The following is a 20,833-nucleotide window of genomic DNA, read 5'->3' as shown; positions in this document are numbered from 1 at the left end:
AAGCCTTGAAATTATATGCTCTAAGTTTACAACACTGAACATAAATTAGAGCGCCTTCTTTAAATAACATGCCTCACTCTTCATAAAAGCACCTTTATAGCAACCTTTTTCTAACACCAAACACCATACTTTTACGATATCTGTTCTTTAGGACACAAAACCGAACAAAACATCGCCAACAATACGCATCCTGACACATAAATAAGGCTATTTTATAAATGCCTGCTATATCTATTTTGCTGCCGGCGTTGTTAGTCGACCAACCAATAGAACTAACAATAAAAACAACAAATTCAATAAGATAAAGGATTAGAAGATGCCACTCCATAAAAAATCGGCCTTGAAAGGCTCAATTCTCGACGACGTCTACTGTTCTAAAGATCTCTCTATTGTGATGCCCAAGTATCGCATTCCTGAAAATGAGCATGCGGCCTCTCACGCTTATCAAGTCGTCCACGACGAACTCATGCTAGATGGAAACTCCCGCCAAAACCTAGCGACGTTCTGCCAGACCTGGGCGGAAGACGAAGTTCACAAGCTGATGGACGAGTGCATCGATAAAAACATGATCGATAAAGATGAGTATCCACAAACAGCAGAGATTGAGTCTCGTTGTGTGCACATGTTGGCTGACCTTTGGCATGCTCCTCATGCAGAAAACCCAATGGGTTGCTCGACAACAGGATCGAGCGAAGCAGCAATGCTAGGCGGAATGGCGCTCAAATGGGCGTGGCGCGAAAAAATGAAGAAGCAAGGCAAACCGACTGACCGCCCTAATCTCATCTGTGGTCCGGTACAAGTGTGTTGGCATAAGTTTGCTCGTTATTGGGATATTGAATTACGAGAAATACCAATGCAAGGCGATCGCTTAATCATGACACCGGAGGAAGTGATCAAGCGCTGTGATGAAAATACGATCGGTGTGGTGCCAACACTTGGTGTGACTTTTACGTGCCAATACGAGCCTGTAAAAGAGGTGCATGATGCACTGGATAGGCTCCAAGAAGAAACAGGCTTAGATATTCCCATTCACGTGGATGGTGCAAGCGGCGCGTTTCTCGCTCCATTCTGCGACCCTGATTTAGTCTGGGATTTCCGATTACCTCGCGTGAAATCGATCAACGCATCTGGGCATAAGTTTGGGCTCTCACCGCTTGGCGTTGGATGGGTTGTATGGCGCGATGCGGACGCTTTGCACGAAGACCTGATCTTCAACGTCAACTACCTTGGTGGCAACATGCCAACCTTCGCCCTCAACTTCTCTCGTCCTGGTGGGCAAATCGTAGCTCAGTACTATAACTTCCTTCGCCTTGGCCGAGAGGGTTACCGCAAAATCCATGAAGCCTGTTATGACACTGCCCGCTACCTTGCTCAAGAGATCGAGAAAATGGGTATGTTCCACATTATCTATGATGGACACGGCGGTATTCCTGCACTGAGTTGGTCAATAAAAGAAGGGGCTAATCCAGGGTTTAATCTTTACGATCTTTCTGATCGTATCCGATCTCGTGGTTGGCAAATCGCAGCGTATGCGATGCCGGCGGAACGTGAAGACTTGGTCATCATGCGAATTTTAGTCCGTCACGGTTTCAGCCGTGATTTGGCTGACTTACTGATCACGGATTTGCAGCACTGCGTGGACTTCTTCGACAAGCATCCAGTCGTAAACGGCAGCGATGCAGACGAGTCTAGTAACTTCAATCACGGCTAATTGTCCCCTTCCACATAGAGCAGGGAGCCTCGTGCGCTCCTTGCTTTTTAACGTTTAAAATCACAGGTGACAGTATGTCTTTTCTTTTTAGTTACTTGTCCGAAAACCCATTCGTATTTCTGTTTTTATCACTCGCTATTGGTTACCCACTTGGCCGATTGACCTTTAAAGGGGTGAGCTTAGGCACCACAGCAGGCACATTGGTGGTGGGCGTTGCTCTAGCGCTGACTTCGTTCTCTGTCTATGGATTAAAAATTGAAGAACCCGGGCTAGTCTCAGACATCTTCTTAATGATGTTTATGTATGCCATCGGGATGAAAGTTGGCCCTCAGTTCTTCTCTGGGTTGGCTCGCGGTGGCATCGACTTTGTCGTAATTGGCTTAATTGTCGTGTTCAGCAATTTCGCAATTGTGGTCATCGGCGCCAAACTGATGGGGTTAGAGCCCGGATATGCCGCCGGAATCATCTCCGGTAGTTACACAGTGACCGCAGTGATGGGGGTCGCACAATCAGCCATCAGCTCTGGGGCATTTACGCCACCAGAAGGCATGAGTATCGACCATGTTAGCGCGAACATTGCCGCAGGCTACGCGATTAGCTACGTCTTATCGACCGTACTCATTATCCTATTTATCAAGTATCTCCCTTCTCTGTTTGGTATCGACCCTGTGAAAGCAGGTAAAGACGCCGAGGCGGAATTCTCGACGGGTGACGACGATGAAAAGCTACCAAGTACGTTTGGATTTTCAGATGTTGGCGTCCTTCCAATTGATGTTCGTGCCTATAAAGTGACACATCAGGAACTCGTCGGGCGTTCAGTCCAGGAGCTATACCAGTCCTTCCCTGACGCAGCGGTCCTAAAAGTCGTACGAGGCGATGAAGTGATCGACGCTTCACAGAATCCAACTCTAGCTCTTAATGACGTGATTGGTATTCGTGGTGAATATCGCGTGTTGATTGCGGAAGGTGAGGCCGATATTGGGAACGAGGTTGATGAGCCGCGTGCGAGAAATGTCGATATTGAAGTCGCCGACATCCACGTCGGTAAGTCAGAGCATGCTGGTAAAACCATTGCACAATTACATGCTGAAGTGGGTTTTGGTGTTTATTTCAAAGCGATATTCCGACAAGGCCACCAGCAGCCTTTACTGCCTCAAACCAAAGTCGAAATTGGGGATGTCATTCGTATCGCCGGCTCCAAATGGTGTGTAGAAAAAACCGCGTCACAACTGAACAGTGTTGCCATTGTTGAGAGCACGGTGACAGAGACTTTTTACCTCGCCCTATCATTGCTTATTGGCTACATTTTCGGTCACTTTAGCGTCACGTTAGCGGGGATTCCATTTGCACTTGGTACCTCTGCAGGCTGCATGTTGACTGGTATTGTGTTCTCCTTCCTACGAACACGAAACCCAGCCTTTGGCGGACCAATGAGCGAAGGTGCAAGAAGCTTCTTACAAGATATTGGTCTTAACCTGTTTGTTGCTGTGCTTGCCGCTACAGTAGGTCCAAAAATCCTCGCCTCGTTCCAAGGCATTATCGTCATAAAAATAGCGTTACTTGGTGTGACAGCCGCATTGGTACCTCCGCTGCTGGCTTGGTTGTATGGTTTGTACTTCCGCAAAATGAACCCAGCAATTTTGGCAGGCGCCTGTGCCGGAGGCCGAAACAGCACTCCTGCAATGAAAGGAGCTCAGGATGCGAGTCAAAGTGATATGCCAGCCATCGGCTACCCAGTACCTTACGCCCTAACTTCTGTCTTAGTGTTGATTTTGGGCTACATTGCAATGGTCATTAGTTGATGAAGAATCTGCACATTACCCACAATGGACTATCATTTAAGCGAACTGAACGCTAATTGATTAAAGATTAAGGAGAAATCATGGGCTTTCTATCTTGGATTATTCTAGGCTTGATTGCTGGTGCATTAGCTAAATGGTTGATGCCAGGTAATGATGGCGGCGGTTGGATTGCCACTATGGTACTGGGTATCGTGGGCGCTTTCGTTGGTGGCTTTTTAGGAAGCTTTGTTGGCCTTGGCGCTGCAGACGGCGTGAATATAGGCAGCATCATCACCGCAACGTTAGGTGCTTTCGTTGTATTGTTTGTCTACAACCGCTTTATTAAAGGTTGAGCGAGTTTCAGTCCCTTAAAAACAAATAAGCCTTTCATTATGAAAGGCTTGTTTACATTCGGCTATGAGCGATTTGGATGATTCAAAATGTGGTCTTCCCAGTCCACCACATCGATTTCATACACCACTTTGTTTCGTACACTTTCCCCTGCTGCGTGCATTGCAGACTTAGAGCCAGTGATTAATGGGTGCCACTCTGGCAGCGGTTGGTTTTCTGCCAACAAGCGGTATGCACAAGTGTGCGGCAGCCATGTAAAGTCATCAATATCTTCACGCGTCAGCTTGGTGCACTCTTCGCCTGAAGTGAAACGGTTCGGGTAGTCTTTACACGAACATGTTTTGCTGTTCAGCCAACTACACGCCACATTGGTGTAATAGATTTCATCCGTATCTTCATCCATTAGCTTGTGCAGACAACACTTGCCACACCCATCACAGAGCGATTCCCATTCTTCTTCTGTCATGTGTTCTAACGATTTACTTTGCCAAAATGGAGTGCTCATACGCTTACTACTTATTACTGAATGGGATTGAATTGGGTGCGTTTTATACCCCTCTGAACGGCAAAATTCAAGTTTTAAGGCCTTACTGGAGTGATAGGAGCATTGAGTAAGATTTGTTCGTATTTAGCCAAGTAATCTTATGGATAGGAATTTACGCGCACCTCTTCCAATCTAGCGAGAAATGTCCATAATGCCCCCTTCATTTTTACGAGGGCTTTTAGATGGATTGTCGATTGGGTTGTGGGGCATGCTGCATTGCACCGAGTATCTCTTCCCCTATTCCTGGCATGCCAAATGGCAAACCGGCTGGCGAACGTTGCGTTCAATTGAATAACGACAACCTATGCAAGCTATTCGGAAAAGCTGAGCGACCAAAAGTTTGCCACGAATTCAAACCGTGCCCGATCGTGTGTGGCAAAACCAATCAGGAAGCTTTGAGCAACATTACTGAGCTAGAACTGCTCACTTAATCGTTACCCAATTCTCTTAGGTAGAGGTAGATCGTATCACGCGAGATACCTAGGTGGTTGGCCACCATTAATACTGCATCTTTGTATTTGAAAATCCCCAAACCTTGTAAGCGTGTCACTAGCTCTCGATTGCGTTTAGATGGGCTAATTGCTTCGTTCGACCACACTTCTGATTGAACCGTTTCAATCGTACTAATGATGGTCTCGTCAATATTACGAGCAAACGTTTCTGGGGATTGTGCCCCAGTACAACACGGGTTCTGCTGCGGTGGCATGATGGAACGCAAGAAGTCTTGCATTGGCACATCCATATCCACGTTAATACAAAGCAGGCCAATCGGCTTGTTTTTTGGGTTGCGGACGATAGTAGTGATCGAGTGCAAGGTCTTTCCGCTCGCCGTTTTAGTCAGATACGAGTCTGAAACGTCCTTGCCCTCAAGTAGCTTCATCCTTGCTAAGTTGGTAATTGGCGCGCCTTCTCCACGTTCAGTGATGTGGCCATTGGCAATTTTGATGATTTCCGGTGCTTCTGCATCAAGACTGTGAAGAACGACTTCAGTATGCTCACCATACATACGGGCAATGCCATCGACGACGTTCTTCATTGAATTCAAAATATCTAAATCACTTTTGGTGAGTTTCTTAAGCTGCAATTTACTTCCCTTAGCAAAAACTTTGAGGCTAGGCCGACATGATATCGATAATAGATTTATCAGTATACGGCATACCAAGTCTAACCATAGAGCCTACGTTTCTTATAGTTTGTTCAACTTCGTCGCCTACTATACCTTGATTCTTCACACTGTGGTTACCCATCGCCATCAAATATGAGCGCACTGCCGTAGTAGAAGAAGTGCAGACTTTCATCGCACAAGAGGATTTTGCACCATCGCACACCATGCCCGAACTATCACTGATAACGTTTTGAATCGCATAACATGATTGCTCAAACGTGCCACCCGCAAGGTATACCAACGCCATGGATGCTGCAGCACTGGTTACCGTGTTGCCACAAAAAGCAGACAGTGGTGGGTAGTAAGACTTGATGTATATCGCGCCTAGATGGCTCATGATCAGAGCTCTTGCTAATTGCTCTTCACCACTTTGGAAGGCTTCAGCTGCAATCACCACTGGCATAGTTGCCGCGATACCTTGATTACCACTGCCGAAATTACTCATGGCTGGTAATGTAGCGCCGCCCATTCGAGCATCTGATGCGGCAGAAGTCATCATTTGGATTCTGCTCATCAGATCATTGCCAAGTAAACCTTGTTCGATATTGCCTTTTAATGTCCGGCCAATTTCTAAACCGTAACCTCGGTCGATACCCTCTTGCGCTAAGGAAGAGTTGAGTTCCGCTGCTTGCAGAATGAATTTGATGTCATCAAATGGCGCTTGAAGGGCAAAGTCGTAAATCTGCTTAATGGAGATATCAACCCCTTCACATACCGATCCTGTCGCAACACGTTGCTGCTGCGGGGCATCAAACGTCACCACTCCATTTCGAGTGATCTGAATGATGTTAGTGTGCCCACCGCTGATGGTCACCGAGACTGTGTCTTCTCCAGCGCTCATGGTCACGCTGCAAAAGATAAATTCTTGTGTATCAATGCGAGCAACACTGACTCGCTCTTCATCAATAAGTTGCTGGGCAGCAGTCACATCGTCTTGATTAATTTTAGCGAGAACTTCCAGTTCTGCGTTTGGGTCTCCCGCTAACGCGCCAACTGACGCCGCGATCTTAAGGCCAATTTTCCCAGTACCGGGAACGTAAACCCCCATTGAGTTTTTAAATAAGTTGTCTGAGACACGAACTTCAATCGTATCCGGGGTTTGGCATCCAAGCTCACGCTTTGCAACTGCTGCCGCATATGCAGCAGCAATGGGTTCTGTACATCCGAGGGCAGGTTTTACAACTTGCTTAATGATTTGGATATAATGGTTCCATTGCTGATTCATGCTTTTTCTCCGTATTACTTTTTACTAGCAATCGCTTCAACTTCAATCAAAACACCTAGCGGAAGATCTTTCACCGCAAAGCAGCTTCGTGCTGGGCAATCTTTTTGGAAAAACTCGGCATACACTTTGTTGAATTCCGCAAAGTCGCTGATATTTGCCAAGTAACACGTCGTTTTTAGAACCGTATCTAAACTGCCGTTACCCGCTTCAAGCACATGTTTTAAGTTCGTCAGAGATTGATGACTTTGAGCAGTAATCCCTCCCCCTACTACTTTGCCTGTCGTGCTATCAACTGGGAGCTGACCAGAAGTAAAAATCAAATCCCCGTAAGTGGTTCCGTGTGAATATGGGCCAATTGCGGCAGGAGCGTGCTCTGAAGCGATCAATTCTTTCATGTTAATCCTCACATAATTTTTAGTTTTAGTCATAAAACTCAGCTTTCGTTTCAAAGTCATTCTTTCAACTATATGTGAGCAAAATAACCACTACAGATCACACAAATCGATCTAAACTCAGATTTTATTGAGTAATTTTGCCGAGATCTCAAATTTATCTGAATTTTCCACAAAAAAATTGTTGTTAATCTTTTTCTCAAATAGATTTGAGAAAAATTCATACTAACAAAGAGAAAACGACAATGAGCGTTACTGTACCTACACAAACTCTTCCAATAACTAAAGAACCACCTCACGTTAAAGCCGGAATGACAGCCACAGAATGGAAAGCGGCGACTAAGTTTGATAGCACTGACTGGGGCTGGGTTATCATGAGTATCGGCATGGCAATCGGTGCTGGTATTGTTTTTCTTCCAGTAAAAGTGGGCGTACTTGGCATCTGGGTATTTCTTGCCTCCGCGGTGATTGGTTATCCAGCGATGTACTTGTTCCAACGCCTATTTATTAACACGCTTTCCACCTCTCCTAAGTGTCAAGACTATGCGGGGGTTATCTCAGGCTACCTTGGTAATAAATGGGGCGCTTTGTTAGGCGTACTCTACTTCATCATGTTGGTGATTTGGGTATTCGTATACTCGACAGCAATCAATAATGACTCAGCCTCTTTCCTACACAGCTTTGGTATCACTGAGGGGCTGTTGTCGGAAAACCCGTTGTATGGTCTAGCATTGGTTTGCGCTTTGGTGGCGATCGCGTCTCGTGGCGAAAAGATCTTATTTAAAGTCAGTACGGGCTTAGTGCTAATTAAGCTTTGTACCGTTGCCCTGTTGGGTTTCATGATGGTAGAAAAGTGGGATTTAGCTAATATCGGTACGGTACCAACGGCTGGTGCTGGCTTAAAAGATGCGATTGAACTGCTACCGTTTACCCTTACCTCTATCTTGTTTATTCAAAGCTTGAGTCCGATGGTGATCTCTTACCGTTCAAAAGAGAAGTCAATTGAAGTTGCCCGTTTTAAAGCGATGCGCGCAATGAATATCGCTTTTGGCATTTTGTTTGTGACCGTGTTTTTCTACGCGATTTCTTTCACGCTAGCGATGTCTCATGAACAAGCAGTCCGTGCAGCAAACGAGAACATCTCTGCGCTTGCGATGGTTGCTCAAGGCATGGACGGCACTACTTTAAAGCTTCTTAGCTTGATGCTAAACATCTTCTCGGTGATGACGGCATTCTTCGGTGTGTACTTAGGTTTCCGCGACTCTTGCCAAGGCCTTGCCATGCTAGCGCTGAAAAAAGTGATGCCAGAAGAACAAATCAATCGCGAACTCGTCACCAAAGGCATCATCTTATTTGCCATCCTAATGGCTTGGGGAGCAATCGTACTCAACTTACCAGTGTTGAGCTTCACTTCGGTATGTAGCCCAATCTTCGGTTTGATCGGCTGTTTAATCCCAGCTTACTTGGTATACCAAGTGCCTTCCTTACATAAATACAAAGGCGCTTCACTTTACCTGATCATCGCAACGGGCATCCTACTATGTATTTCACCATTCATCGCATTTAGCTAACGATTAGTATCACTAGTCGAACGATTCCTCTCACCTCGGTTATCCATCTTTATGATGATGACCGAGGTTTTCCTTTTAACTCATTTACCTACCCATTCCGTTTCATATCTGAGACAAAATCACTCCAAACCTATATTTAGGTTAATTTCCGTGCTTCAACTCACACTTTTCTGACAATTCTCTACTATGTTCAGCGGGTAATCTAAATCCGATATAGGAAACAACATGAATAAATACATGGCAGAGGTTTTTGGTACTTTTTGGTTAGTACTTGGTGGTTGTGGTAGTGCAGTATTAGCTGCTGGTTTCCCAGATGTGGGCATTGGCCTGTTGGGCGTTTCTTTGGCGTTCGGTCTTACCGTACTTACAATGGCATTTGCTATTGGCCATATCTCAGGTTGTCACCTAAACCCAGCAGTAACCATCGGTTTGTGGGCCGGCGGTCGCTTTGATACTAAAGACGTTGTGCCTTACATCATCGCGCAAGTGATTGGTGGTGTGATTGCTGGTGGCATACTTTACGTGATCGCAACGGGTCAAACGGGCTTTGACGTGGTTGGTTCTGGCTTTGCGGCGAACGGTTACGGCGCGCATTCTCCTGGCCAATATTCAATGGTTGCAGCTTTAGTGACTGAAGTTGTGATGACGATGATGTTCCTAATCGTGATCATGGGTGCAACAGACAAACGTGCACCGCAAGGCTTCGCACCTATCGCTATCGGTCTATGTTTGACACTGATTCACCTAATCAGCATTCCTGTGACAAACACATCGGTTAACCCAGCGCGTAGTACTGGTGTTGCGGTATTTGTTGGCGACTGGGCGGTTTCTCAGCTTTGGCTATTCTGGGTAGCACCAATCGTTGGTGGTATTCTAGGTGCCCTTATCTACAAGAACCTTCTAGGTACAGAATCAAACGATTAATCGATTCTCGAACCTCACGATCAAAAAAGCCGCTGAATTCAGCGGCTTTTTTATTAAATCTTGTGTCGACCCAGAAGGGAGTGTGACAAAGTAGTCCCGTCCACGAGCTCAAGCTCGCCACCTACTGGTACACCGTGTGCAATGCGGCTTGCTTCCACTTGGTGTTCTTTACAAAGTTCTGCGATGTAATGAGCCGTCGCTTCCCCTTCTACCGTTGGGTTGGTAGCGAGAATCACCTCAGAGATATCTCCGCGGCGCAGACGGTAATCCAATACATCCAGACCAATATCACTTGGACCAATTCCGTCCAGCGGTGATAAATGTCCCATCAGAACAAAGTATCGACCCGAGTATTGACCCGTTGCTTCTACTGCTGCGATGTCTGCCGGACTTTCTACCACACAAATCTGACCATTTTCTTGGCGTTTTGGGTTAGTACAAATATGACAAACTTCTTCTTCAGTGAAAGTACGACACTCGGTGCAATGGCCAATTTCTGTCATTGCTTGGCTAAGCGCGTCTGCTAGTTGCAGACCGCCTTTTCTATCACGCTGTAACAAATGAAAGGCCATACGCTGCGCCGACTTGGGGCCAACCCCAGGTAGACAACGTAAGGCCTCCATCAATTGTTCCAGCATATGACTGGTACGCATTGAAAATCCGCTTAGTTAGAATTCAGCAGATTAGAATGGCATTTTCATGCCTGGTGGTAGTTGCATACCGCCAGTTACTGAAGCCATTTTCTCTTTTTGAGTTTCTTCAACGCGACGTGCTGCATCGTTGAATGCTGCAGCGATAAGATCTTCTAGCATCTCTTTGTCGTCTTCCATCAGACTTTCATCGATTTCTACACGACGCACACTGTGACTACCAGTGATTGTAACTTTAACTAGACCAGCACCAGACTCGCCAGTTACTTCCATATTCGCGATTTCTTCTTGAAGCTTTTGCATGCGATCTTGCATTTGCTGGGCTTGCTTCATTAGGTTGCCCATACCGCCTTTACCAAACATGTTTATCTCTCTGGTTTAATTAGGTGTTGCATCTGTTAATGGGGTTGTCACTTTGGGTTTTCAACCCCATTCCGTTCAATTTTTAGATAGGACGTACACTATCTTTATCAAGCTCTGCAGCGAATCGACGTTCGATGAATTGTACGTGCGGATCGTTTTCTAAACTGTTCAGCGCTTGCTGTAATTTCTCTTGGTAGAGTCTATCTCTCAACTCTAGTGGCGTCTCACCACTTTCGCTAACATCAATACTCAGATGACACTCTTCACCCAACACATGGTTCAGTGCACTGTGCAGCTCACTTTGCGCTCTGTCGGTGTTCAAGTGTGCCTGACTGCCTCTTAATTGTAGCGAAACTGTCGAGCCTTCTTTGTTGAAATGCGAGTTTAATGCAAGTTGTTCAACCAACTTAGGCGTATCCATCTTGCTAATCAGGTTCGCCCACTCGCTTTTCTCTAGTGATTCATCAACCAGTTTTTGCGCCATTTCTGGCGTCTTTTCGTGCTCTAGCGCTTGCTTGAGCTGCGTAGGTGTCAATTGCGTATTGGCTTTCTTTTCAACCGGTTTGGTTGGTCGCCAACGGTACGCTTCATCCTCTGGAGCTTGTTTTTCAGCTTGAGGAGCAGACTTAGGCGACACCTGCGCGGAATTGCCATGCAATTGCGCTAGACGGTCAATAACCGATTCTTTTTGTGCAGATGTCGCGTTAGACTTTTTTGGACCACCACTTTGTCCAGGTGCTTGTTGTTGCTGTTGCTGCCCCTGACGCTGTGAACGCAATTGGTGACGCAGGCCACTCAAGTTACTGCGAGCTGGTGCCGGGGCACTTTCTTGTGGCTGAGCCTGTTGAGGAGCTTGCTGCGTTGGTGCAGGGTTCTCACTCATCGGCGGAGCCATATCGTATTGTGGTGCCATATCGTAGCCACCCTGATACTCAGGTTGGTACTGTGGCGCTTCATTCATCGAAGCTGGGTTATGGGCCGCTGGCTGGCTCGTTGGCTGAGATATGGCTTGTTGTTGCGGTGCCGATGTCATCGGGCGACTTTGCATTTGCTGTGCAGGCGCTTGAGACACTGGTTGCTGTTGCGATGATGTCTGTTGAGATGGCTGCTGTGGAGCCGCTTTTGGCTGACTCGTACCCGCAGCTGGCGCGACTTGTGGCTGTGATGACGTCGAAATTACGTTTGCACCGTTACTGGCTGATGGGCGGAATGCCATCATACGCAATACAATCATTTCCATGCCGACGCGACCATTAGGTGACAACGTCAGATCTTCACGCCCTTTTAAAGCAATTTGGTAGTAAAGCTGAACATCTTGTGGCGTTAGAGCTTTACTCAGTAATTCGATTTTTTCAGCATCAGGTTGAGCCTGATCCAAGGTCGATGGCAGAGCTTGGTACATCGCGACACGATGAAGCTGCGATGCCAATTGTTGTAACAACCCATCCCATTCCACACCGTTTGATGCAAGTTGCTGGATTTTGTCCATCGCCTGTTGAGGTTGCTTACTGCTGATCGATTCCAGCAAGTGAATCGCTTGGTCTGTATCAATCGTTCCAAGCATGTGACTCACGATATCGGTTTGAATCGTACCGTTACCTAGGGCGATAGCTTGGTCAGTAAGGCTAAGTGCATCACGCATACTGCCATCTGCAGCGTGCGAGATCATGCCAAGTGCTCTTGCTTCTGCAGAAACGTGTTCTTTTTCCAGAATATGGTCAAGTTGCTGATGAATATCATCAACACTGATTGGCTTGAGGTGGAACTGCAAACAGCGCGACAAAATCGTCACTGGCAGTTTTTGTGGATCCGTCGTAGCCAACAAGAACTTCACATACTCTGGAGGCTCTTCCAACGTTTTTAACAGCGCATTGAAAGAGTGACGCGAAAGCATGTGTACCTCATCGATGAGGTACACTTTAAAACGTCCACGAGCAGGTTTGTATTGAACGTTGTCTAACAGTTCACGAGTGTCTTCAACTTTAGTACGAGAAGCTGCATCGATCTCTAATAGGTCAACAAAGCGACCTTCATCAATCTCACGACAGGTATCACACTCACCACAAGGGTTAGCAGTAATCCCCGTTTCACAGTTCAGGCCCTTAGCAAACAGTCGGCCAATCGACGTTTTACCAACGCCTCGCGTGCCGCTAAATAGGTACGCATGGTGTAAGCGATTTTGCGCTAACGCGTTCTCCAGAGCCGTGAGGACGTGGTTCTGCCCGACGACTTGATCAAACTTGTTAGGACGCCATTTTCGCGCTAAAGCTAAATAACTCATTGAATGTATTAGTGTCCTTCAAACTCGCAAATGCTGTATACGTTCAGACCTAGACCTTCTAGGCGCTTATCACCACCAATTTCTGGTAGGTTGATAACGAATGCAGCGTGCTCTACCTCACCACCTAATTGGCGGATCAGTTTTGTTGTTGCTTCAATTGTGCCGCCAGTTGCTAGCAGATCGTCAACAACCAATACTTTATCGCCTTCTACGATTGCATCAGTATGAATTTCTAGCGTATCAACACCGTACTCAAGCTCGTAAGATTGAGCGATTGTAGGGCGAGGCAATTTGCCTGGCTTACGCACAGGAACAAAGCCAACACCGAGTTCAAGTGCTAGAGGTGCACCAAATAGGAAACCACGCGCTTCTGTACCAACCACTTTTGTAAAGCCCATGTCTTTGTATCGCTCAACCAATAGGTTAATCGTTGCTTGGTACGCTTTTGCGTCTTCAAGAAGGCTAGTTACGTCGCGGAAAAGAATGCCTGGTTTTGGGTAATCTTGAATGCTTTTGATGCTAGATCTGATCAGTGAAATTGTTTCTGTAGTCATAATACCGATTTACTTAGATTGGCTCATCACCCTCTGTTCTTATCGCAGTATATATGAGGGCAACAAACAATAGGTTTTCACCGCTATGAGCTCAATTGAATCGAAGTCACAGACGCTGAAAATACAAACGCCCACTCGAAGAGTGGGCACACTATTCTCTACAATCTTAGTGATTTTCTTCCCTGTCAGCAACCAACTCAGTCACAGGCAGGCGCATAAACCAACTCAGTAAAACGATTAGCATCACTAAAAGCGCAATTTTCACCCAAGTAATGGGCGCAACAATGATAGAAACGGTGAAACTCAGCACGATGAAGAACGCACCACGTTGTTTTACCTTGCGCGTGACAGCGCGGTTTTTGTGCCAATTCTCCAGCATAGGGCCAAATGTATTGTGATCATGCAACCAACGATGAAACGCAGGGCTACCACGCATAAAGCAAGCGCTAGCGAGAAGAATAAAAGGTGTTGTGGGTAATAGAGGAAGGACGATACCGGCAATGCCGAGCATCATGCAGAGTCCACCAGCAATATTGAAAAAGTAACGCTTAATACGAATAGTGGACTCCAGTAGACAATCGTTCGATTAAAAACCTGCGTAACCGTTCATTACGCGAATCCAAGTTAGCGTTGCAGGTAAAGTTGGGATCAAAAGGACTGCAATGAAACCTAGAAAGTAAAAAATATTATAAGGTTCTTTAAAATCTTTGTCTGCCATGTTGCTTCTTCTCACTTGTTGACTTTACTTCTCCCACCCACGCATCGTTAAATTATCGTTGCATAAATGGGTCATTATTGTTTTAAGCGCTGACTATACCTTAAACAACAAATACTAAACACCAGTAAAAAGTAAGGTTATTGAGCAAAGTGCGCTCGCTAAGTGGTTGCGGCAGGCAATAAAAAAGCAGCTTCAAAAAGCTGCTTTTGTACAGTGATTATTAGCTGCAGTGATTGCTAGTTACATCAGGCGGTTTAATCGGATGATGTTAAGACTAAAGCTCGATGAACCAAGACAACCGATAGAGAGTTGCCCGTTGGTTTTCAGAGGCAAATCTCTTGTAATGAAATTTTTCAAACTTCCATCACCAAGTTTATTTGCAGCTGCTATGTGTTGATTTTCATGGCCATCAGACCACTGACTATCAAGCCCCGCAGGCAGAATCGAAACCGAAGCCGAGGCTAGATCCGCAATACCAAAAACGGCATCTACTGCGCCCGTACACTCAGAGCACTGAATGCCCTTTTCGATGATTTCAACCATGTCTTTCAGATCGGCGCTAAAGCTTTTTAAGTTACGTAAGTAATCATCGAACAACGCACGAACTAATAGCGTAGTCGCCACACCGTCTTTGTCTAACGAAGCTGAATCCACCAGGTAGAAAGCGAATTGACCGTTCATCAACCATCGATAATCAAACACCAAAGGCATGACATCGGTAGATTGAAGTAAACGATACGAGCACTTCCAATCACCCTGCGAAGTGTCTTTCTCAGGGAGCAGAGCATGAAGCAAGTCCCGCGCTGCGTTTGGGTTTTGTTGTAAATACTCTAAATGCCAATGCAGTTCTTGTTCATCTGGCATTTCCCCACCGTCATCAACACGAAACCACTGACTTGAAAAGTCGCGTTGCTCCGCAAAATGACAGTCTGAATCCTCAAGCGTGTTTTCTATCGCTTGAGACAAATGTTCATAGTTTCCGATTGGTTTTGGTAAAAAGTCTTTGATGCCGAAACGCAATGCTTTCGCAACGTCTGACATCTCATCAGTCCCAGAAACGACGATTAATGGCATCGACGGATACTCTAGACTAACTTCCTCGACAAATTCGATCCCGTCTAACACGGGCATAGATAAATCACACAAGACAAGATCTGGGTGGCATTCCCTTAGTTGTTGAAGCGCCTCAAGGCCATTCTCAGCTTCGACTACCTTAAAACCCTGACTTTCCAAATAAGCACTAGTCACTTTACGAAATATCGGGTCATCGTCCACCAACATGATGAGTTTTTGATTGACCATTTCTTGCGCCGAGACCATTGCCGTTTGACTGTGAGTCTTAAACATACCTTTGCACCTCACAAAGCTCAGTCAAAAAACAAATTTCTACGTTATTATTTTTGTTGTATTTACATCTTACAAAACGTTATGCAGCAAGACGTCAGGCCCTTTCACCTTGTTATAAACCGTAGCCTTAAATTGACGTTTATACAAATATTCCATGGTTTATCAGTGTTTACTAAAAGCGCTATGCTGTGTTCAAATGGTGCAACATGTTGACTTAAAGCAAACTTTGATCACAAAGTTAATTATAAATTAGCCATAAACGGTAGTTTAATGTGTCTGGAAATATGAAATTAGATGATCTAAACCTATTTCGATTGGTTGTCGAAAATGGGAGCTATACCGCAACTTCGCGAAAAACCATGATTCCGGTGGCAACCATCACCCGACGCATTCAAGCGCTAGAAGACTCTGTCAATCTTCGATTGCTGAACCGTCATGCGCGTAAGCTTTCTCTGACTGAAGCCGGGGAACGCTTTTACCATGAATGCTCACCACTGTTGCAACGCCTAACCTCAACCGCTGAAGAGATTACGGATGACTGTCGTGGGGCATCGGGCAAGATAAAAATCTCTGCCCCGTACAACCTGACAAAGCGCATGATGATGCCAATGTTCAATGCGTTCATGAAACAGTACCCAGATATCAACATCGAACTGACAACGGAAAGCAATGCCGATCAACTTGATCCTACTGAGTGGGATGTGATCTTCCGTGTTGGTCCACAACGTGATTCAAGCTTGATTGCACGTAAAATCGGTGAAGTGAAAGACATCCTGGTTGCTAGTCCTGATTACTTGAACGCGAGCCCAGCGCCAAATCATGCTGAAGAGCTTTCTAACCACTCTTTGCTAAAAGGCTCACCACTTATCAAGTGGACCCTGATCAACAGCAAGGGCGAGTCTGTGGTGAACGTAGAACGCGGCCGTTTCCAAGCTAACGCACTGAACGTAGTACGTAGCTCTTGTTCAGAAGGTTTAGGCATTACTTTGATGCCTGACGTGATGATCAAAGAGTACATCGAAAGTGGTGACCTAGTGCGTATACTGCCTGATTGGAGCGCAAACCCGCGCGACATCTACATGCTGTACAACCACAAAGATCACTTACCAGAGAAAGTGCGCTTGTTCATCGACTTCGTGATTGCTTACAACATTCACTAAGCTGAAAAACATAAGCGAATAGAAACGAAAAACCAGAGCCTTGGCTCTGGTTTTTTATATCTTGAGAAGTGCTATTTAAGCGCCTTCATTGTGCAGCTCTAGGTTCGCTAGGTCTTGCTGGATCTCACGCTGTACTTTCGCATCGTCATTGCGAAGGCCGTCCAGGAAATCAAGGTATTGTTGGTCAATATCACCCGTTACGTACTCACCGTTAAATACCGAAGTGTCGAACTGAGTGATGTCTTGGTTGCCAAGACCTACTGCCTCAACTAAGTCATCGAGGCGCTGGTAGATAAGCGCATCCGCACCAATTTGTTTACAAATAGTATCGTTATCACGACCATGTGCAATCAGCTCTGCTGCACTCGGCATATCGATGCCGTAGACGTTCGGGAAACGAACTTCTGGCGCAGCAGAAACCATAAACACTTTGTTCGCTCCTGAGTCACGAGCCATCTCGATGATCTGCTCAGATGTGGTGCCACGAACGATAGAATCATCAACGAGCAGAACATTCTTACCTTTGAACTCTGAGCGAATCGCGTTCAGCTTACGACGTACCGATTTCTTGCGCTGCTGTTGACCAGGCATGATGAAGGTACGGCCTACGTAGCGGTTTTTCACGAAACCTTGGCGGTATGGCTTATCGATCGCTTGAGCAATTTGCAGGGCAATATCGCAAGAGGTTTCTGGAATTGGGATAACCACATCGATGTCCAGATCGGCGTAGTCTTCACTGATGCGCTCACCAAGCTTCTTACCCATTTCAACGCGCGCACTGTAAACCGAAATCTTATCGATGAATGAATCCGGACGAGCAAAGTAAACGAACTCAAAAATACATGGGTTCAGTTTTGGGTTGTCTGCACATTGCTTGGTGTAAAGTTCACCGTCAAATGTCGCATAAATCGCTTCACCAGGTGCCACATCACGCATGAAGTCAAAACCAACTGCATCAAGTGCAACAGATTCAGAAGCAACCATGTATTCTGTTGTGCCATTTACTTCGCGCTTGCCAAGACAAAGCGGACGAATACCGTGTGGGTCGCGAAATGCAATCATACCGTGACCGATGATCATTGCCGTTACCGCGTATGCACCGCGGATGGTGCGATGTACGTTAGTGACAGCGCGGAACACATCTTCTGAAGTGACGTTGCCTTTGACTGTGTCAATTTCATGAGCCAATACATTGAGCAGCACTTCTGAATCTGAAGTGGTGTTAACGTGGCGGCGATCTTTTTCAAACAGTTTCTGACGAACTTCGTGTGCGTTAGTCAGGTTACCGTTGTGGGCAAGTGTAATACCGAAAGGAGAGTTTACGTAGAAAGGTTGAGCTTCTGAGGCACTTGAGCTGCCAGCGGTAGGGTAACGAACATGGCCAATACCTACCTCACCTTGTAAGCGTTGCATGTGTCTTGCTTCGAACACATCCTTCACTAAACCGTTCGCCTTACGCAGACGAAAACGATTGCTTTCTATGGTACAAATACCAGCGGCATCTTGGCCACGATGCTGTAACACCGTTAACGCGTCATAAATAGACTGGTTTACAGGCGTTGTGCCCACGATTCCAACAATACCACACATGTCCTAATCCTCGATTTGCGACAGTAGCTGGCACTACTAGATAGTGCCAGACAGAAAACTTGATGTTGCTTTTAAATGCTCGAAGAATGGGGCGATGATACGGCTGAACTCAGGGACCAACTGTGACTCTTTCCACCAATCCGAGCTTGGGAATGCAGTAAACGCATCCATAAAAAACAGCACCGCAGAAACAATCAGTACTCCGCGTAAACCACCAAACACCACACCGAGAATTCGATCGGTACCTGACAGTCCTGTTTTTTGTACCAGTTGACCAATGACGTAATTCACCACTGCACCAACCACTAGGGTTGCGACGAATAACGCCGCAATTGCGGCTCCGTTTCGAAACATTTCGTCTTCGATGTTGGTGAAATACACCGCCAATTTGGCGTAGTAGTTACTGGAGATAAAAAATGCTCCGAACCAAATCACCAAAGACAAAGCTTCTTTAGCAAAACCGCGAACTAAACTGATCAGAGCTGAAAATCCGATCACACCTAAAATGACAAAATCTAACCAATTCATGTTTTCTTCATCTTAAGTTGGCGCGCATTTTAACAGAAAAAATGCTGACGCAAACGTTTTCTTATGGATTTAATGGCTTAAATTTAAGCAATTGACCTTTTGAGCCTGTAATTTTTTGTAATTCCTTGACCTGTCGTTCAAGTTTACTTTTTGATACATCAGGACCAACAATCACGCGAGTAAAGGCTGTCTCTTTTTTTACATGAGCTTGGTAACCACGCTTCTGTAAATCCTCTACCAGTGCAACTGCATTCTCATGATTTTTCAGTGCCATCAACTGAATGATCCAGGCGGAATCTTCATATTGATTTTTATCTTCAACCGGACGAACAGCAACTTCAACTTGTTCAGGCTGTTTGACTTCTTCCGGTTGAATCGCAGGCTCCGATTCTGGCTGTGAAACTGCGACATGAGGCTCTTCAGATTCATTCACCGTTGCCGTTACCGGAGATTCAGGCAAAGAGACATCATCTTCTACAGGCTCAAGTATTTCGAAGTTCTCCACATCGCTATCAAGCTCAGGTTTGATAGGAATACTGGCAAACTCTTCTTTGTAGTGCAGTTTCTTACCATCTAGGACATCAGGAAGTACGATGACCCCCACTGCTACTAGAATGATGGTGCCGACTAAACGACTTTGGAATTTACTTGCCATCAAATTACCTTTGATTACTCATTATTTGATTGCCAATGCTCCAACACTTCGCCCACAGTATGGAAGGATCCAACTACCAGAATGACATCATCTTGAGCCGCGTGAGTTTTCGCACTCTCAAACGCCTCTACTGGTGTTTGGAACTGAACTTGACCTTGAGGTAAGTATTGGCACAATTCATCTGCTGTTGCCGCACGTGGGCCTGTCAGCGATGCTGGGTACCATTGTGTTGCAATTGGGGTTAATGCTTCGATTGTTGCCTTGATGTCTTTATCGTGCAGCATAGCCACCACAACGTGAATGTTGTTATCCGCGTATTGGCGTTTGACCTTCTCAACTAAGTATTCTGCTGAGTGAGGATTGTGCGCGACATCAAGAACGATTTCTGGACCTGTTTGCAAAACCTGCATTCGGCCAGCTAGGCGAGCATTATTCAAGCCATTAACGATATTAATGTCAGTGATTTGCAATTCTGAAGCGCCAAGAGCCATTAATGCTGTCGCCGCATTTGGTAACGGTAGCGATGGAACTGGCAGGTCTTCTAGTGCAAATGCGCCACTGGTCCACTTCCAACCTTTCTCAGTCAACTGGTAATCAAACTGGATGCCGACTTGGAAGAATTCAGCTTGAATGTCATCTGCGTGTGCTGCAACAGTTGCTGGTGGCGTTGGTTGGCCACAAATCGCCGGCTTACCCGAGCGGTAGATGCCCGCTTTCTCAAAGCCAATCACGTTGATGTCATCACCCAGCCAATCAACATGGTCGATAGCCAAGCTGGTAATCACTGATACATCGTGATCAACAACGTTAGTCGCATCTAAGCGGCCACCGAGGCCAACTTCTAACAAAACCACATCGACTTTCTCAACTTGGAAAATACGAAGTGCGGCTAGCGTACCGAATTCAAACAAGCTTAGGCTGATGTCGCCGCGTTGTTGCTCAACGTAGTCAAACGCTGCACAGTGCTTGCTGTCTTCTGCATCGACTCCGTTAATACGAACACGCTCATTGTAACGAATTAGGTGTGGTGAGCTGTAAACGCCCACTGAATAACCTGCATCTAATAGAATCGCTTCCATTAACGCGCACGTCGAACCCTTGCCATTGGTGCCGGCAACAGTAATCACAGTAGGAGCTGGTTTGGTAAGGTTGGCTTTTTGCGCTACCGCTTGAACGCGGTCTAAGCCAAGGTCGATAGCTGAAGTGTGGAGATTTGTTAAATAATCAAGCCACATCGTTAGAGAGGATGTGGCTTGAGGAATAGAGTTTTGGGTCATCTAACTTTAACCATTAATTTCTTTGGTTTTTATGTTAGCTGATACT

22 protein-coding genes are annotated in these 20,833 nt (G+C 45.9%); 7 read left to right on the top strand and 15 right to left on the bottom strand.

Translation table 11 applies throughout. The features are described from left to right. Positions 1-316: 316 nt before the first annotated feature. The 3 genes from KIO97_RS18270 (at position 317) to KIO97_RS18260 (ending at position 3,845) form a co-directional block, all read left to right on the top strand. Positions 317-1,711, top strand: coding sequence for a glutamate decarboxylase (locus tag KIO97_RS18270; protein ID WP_012128575.1), 1,395 nt, complete (start codon positions 317-319; stop codon positions 1,709-1,711). Between the two features lie 74 nt (positions 1,712-1,785). Continuing rightward, positions 1,786-3,513, top strand: a complete 1,728-nt coding sequence (locus KIO97_RS18265) for an aspartate:alanine exchanger family transporter (RefSeq protein ID WP_285383603.1) — start codon at positions 1,786-1,788, stop codon at positions 3,511-3,513. 80 nt (positions 3,514-3,593) lie between these two features. Further along, a complete protein-coding gene (locus KIO97_RS18260; RefSeq protein ID WP_010643991.1) occupies positions 3,594-3,845 on the top strand; it encodes a GlsB/YeaQ/YmgE family stress response membrane protein in 252 nt (83 codons plus the stop codon). A 62-nt stretch (positions 3,846-3,907) separates the two neighbouring features. Here KIO97_RS18260 and KIO97_RS18255 read toward each other — a convergent pair whose 3' ends face one another. Next, on the bottom strand, positions 3,908-4,348 hold the full coding sequence (locus tag KIO97_RS18255) for a YcgN family cysteine cluster protein (protein ID WP_005532658.1): 441 nt from the start codon (positions 4,346-4,348) through the stop codon (positions 3,908-3,910). A gap of 221 nt (positions 4,349-4,569) precedes the next feature. Here KIO97_RS18255 and KIO97_RS18250 point away from each other — a divergent pair, with 221 nt between their 5' ends. Continuing rightward, positions 4,570-4,818 carry a YkgJ family cysteine cluster protein gene (locus KIO97_RS18250; protein ID WP_285383602.1) on the top strand — a complete coding sequence of 83 codons (249 nt, stop codon included), beginning with the start codon at positions 4,570-4,572 and terminating at the stop codon, positions 4,816-4,818. On the opposite strand, the gene KIO97_RS18245 is transcribed toward KIO97_RS18250, so the two are convergent. Genes KIO97_RS18245 through KIO97_RS18235 form a run of 3 tightly spaced genes read right to left on the bottom strand, consistent with a single transcriptional unit; the run spans position 4,815 to position 7,172 of the window. After that, complete coding sequence (locus KIO97_RS18245) at positions 4,815-5,471, bottom strand: transcriptional regulator (RefSeq protein ID WP_005432985.1); 657 nt, start codon at positions 5,469-5,471, stop codon at positions 4,815-4,817. The genes KIO97_RS18250 and KIO97_RS18245 overlap by 4 nt on opposite strands. A gap of 28 nt (positions 5,472-5,499) precedes the next feature. Next, complete coding sequence (locus KIO97_RS18240; RefSeq protein ID WP_285383601.1) at positions 5,500-6,777, bottom strand: serine dehydratase subunit alpha family protein; 1,278 nt, start codon at positions 6,775-6,777, stop codon at positions 5,500-5,502. Positions 6,778-6,791: 14 nt separating this feature from the next. Continuing rightward, positions 6,792-7,172: a RidA family protein gene (locus KIO97_RS18235; RefSeq protein WP_285383600.1), complete on the bottom strand. Its 381-nt coding sequence runs from the start codon at positions 7,170-7,172 to the stop codon at positions 6,792-6,794. Positions 7,173-7,480: 308 nt separating this feature from the next. Between KIO97_RS18235 and KIO97_RS18230 the strand changes: the two genes are divergently transcribed. Beyond that, positions 7,481-8,740: an amino acid permease gene (locus KIO97_RS18230; protein WP_050918965.1), complete on the top strand. Its 1,260-nt coding sequence runs from the start codon at positions 7,481-7,483 to the stop codon at positions 8,738-8,740. A 225-nt stretch (positions 8,741-8,965) separates the two neighbouring features. Next, complete coding sequence (gene aqpZ, locus KIO97_RS18225) at positions 8,966-9,664, top strand: aquaporin Z (RefSeq protein WP_285383599.1); 699 nt, start codon at positions 8,966-8,968, stop codon at positions 9,662-9,664. A gap of 53 nt (positions 9,665-9,717) precedes the next feature. Here aqpZ and recR read toward each other — a convergent pair whose 3' ends face one another. The 7 genes from recR to KIO97_RS18190 all read right to left on the bottom strand — a co-directional run bounded on the left by recR (position 9,718) and on the right by KIO97_RS18190 (position 15,577). Further along, the gene (gene recR, locus KIO97_RS18220) at positions 9,718-10,317 is read right to left on the bottom strand and encodes a recombination mediator RecR (protein ID WP_005432989.1); all 600 of its coding nucleotides are present in this window, start codon (positions 10,315-10,317) and stop codon (positions 9,718-9,720) included. 30 nt (positions 10,318-10,347) lie between these two features. Continuing rightward, positions 10,348-10,677, bottom strand: coding sequence for a YbaB/EbfC family nucleoid-associated protein (locus tag KIO97_RS18215; RefSeq protein ID WP_005432961.1), 330 nt, complete (start codon positions 10,675-10,677; stop codon positions 10,348-10,350). Positions 10,678-10,759: 82 nt separating this feature from the next. Further along, a complete protein-coding gene (gene dnaX / locus KIO97_RS18210; protein ID WP_285383598.1) occupies positions 10,760-12,958 on the bottom strand; it encodes a DNA polymerase III subunit gamma/tau in 2,199 nt (732 codons plus the stop codon). A gap of 8 nt (positions 12,959-12,966) precedes the next feature. After that, positions 12,967-13,512, bottom strand: coding sequence for an adenine phosphoribosyltransferase (gene apt / locus KIO97_RS18205; RefSeq protein ID WP_005432901.1), 546 nt, complete (start codon positions 13,510-13,512; stop codon positions 12,967-12,969). A gap of 166 nt (positions 13,513-13,678) precedes the next feature. Then, positions 13,679-14,083, bottom strand: coding sequence for a YbaN family protein (locus KIO97_RS18200; protein WP_038891442.1), 405 nt, complete (start codon positions 14,081-14,083; stop codon positions 13,679-13,681). Between the two features lie 15 nt (positions 14,084-14,098). Beyond that, positions 14,099-14,230: a hypothetical protein gene (locus KIO97_RS18195; RefSeq protein WP_005432936.1), complete on the bottom strand. Its 132-nt coding sequence runs from the start codon at positions 14,228-14,230 to the stop codon at positions 14,099-14,101. Positions 14,231-14,470: 240 nt separating this feature from the next. Beyond that, positions 14,471-15,577: a response regulator gene (locus KIO97_RS18190; RefSeq protein WP_285383597.1), complete on the bottom strand. Its 1,107-nt coding sequence runs from the start codon at positions 15,575-15,577 to the stop codon at positions 14,471-14,473. A gap of 284 nt (positions 15,578-15,861) precedes the next feature. Here KIO97_RS18190 and KIO97_RS18185 point away from each other — a divergent pair, with 284 nt between their 5' ends. Continuing rightward, complete coding sequence (locus tag KIO97_RS18185) at positions 15,862-16,737, top strand: LysR family transcriptional regulator (RefSeq protein WP_285383596.1); 876 nt, start codon at positions 15,862-15,864, stop codon at positions 16,735-16,737. 75 nt (positions 16,738-16,812) lie between these two features. On the opposite strand, the gene purF is transcribed toward KIO97_RS18185, so the two are convergent. The 4 genes from purF to folC form a co-directional block, all read right to left on the bottom strand. Continuing rightward, the gene (gene purF / locus KIO97_RS18180) at positions 16,813-18,327 is read right to left on the bottom strand and encodes an amidophosphoribosyltransferase (RefSeq protein WP_005536896.1); all 1,515 of its coding nucleotides are present in this window, start codon (positions 18,325-18,327) and stop codon (positions 16,813-16,815) included. Positions 18,328-18,363: 36 nt separating this feature from the next. Then, positions 18,364-18,855 (bottom strand): CvpA family protein, encoded by a 492-nt coding sequence (locus KIO97_RS18175; RefSeq protein ID WP_005432921.1) that lies wholly within the window; start codon positions 18,853-18,855, stop codon positions 18,364-18,366. A gap of 61 nt (positions 18,856-18,916) precedes the next feature. Continuing rightward, positions 18,917-19,510 carry an SPOR domain-containing protein gene (locus KIO97_RS18170; protein ID WP_285383595.1) on the bottom strand — a complete coding sequence of 198 codons (594 nt, stop codon included), beginning with the start codon at positions 19,508-19,510 and terminating at the stop codon, positions 18,917-18,919. Between the two features lie 14 nt (positions 19,511-19,524). Continuing rightward, positions 19,525-20,787, bottom strand: coding sequence for a bifunctional tetrahydrofolate synthase/dihydrofolate synthase (folC, locus tag KIO97_RS18165; RefSeq protein WP_285383594.1), 1,263 nt, complete (start codon positions 20,785-20,787; stop codon positions 19,525-19,527). Positions 20,788-20,833: the final 46 nt, after the last annotated feature.

Origin of the sequence: Vibrio sp. B181a (genome assembly GCF_030248375.1) — a bacterium.
In the GTDB taxonomy this organism is placed as follows: Bacteria; Pseudomonadota; Gammaproteobacteria; order Enterobacterales; family Vibrionaceae; genus Vibrio; species Vibrio campbellii.
This window is presented reverse-complemented; position numbering and strand designations above follow the sequence as displayed.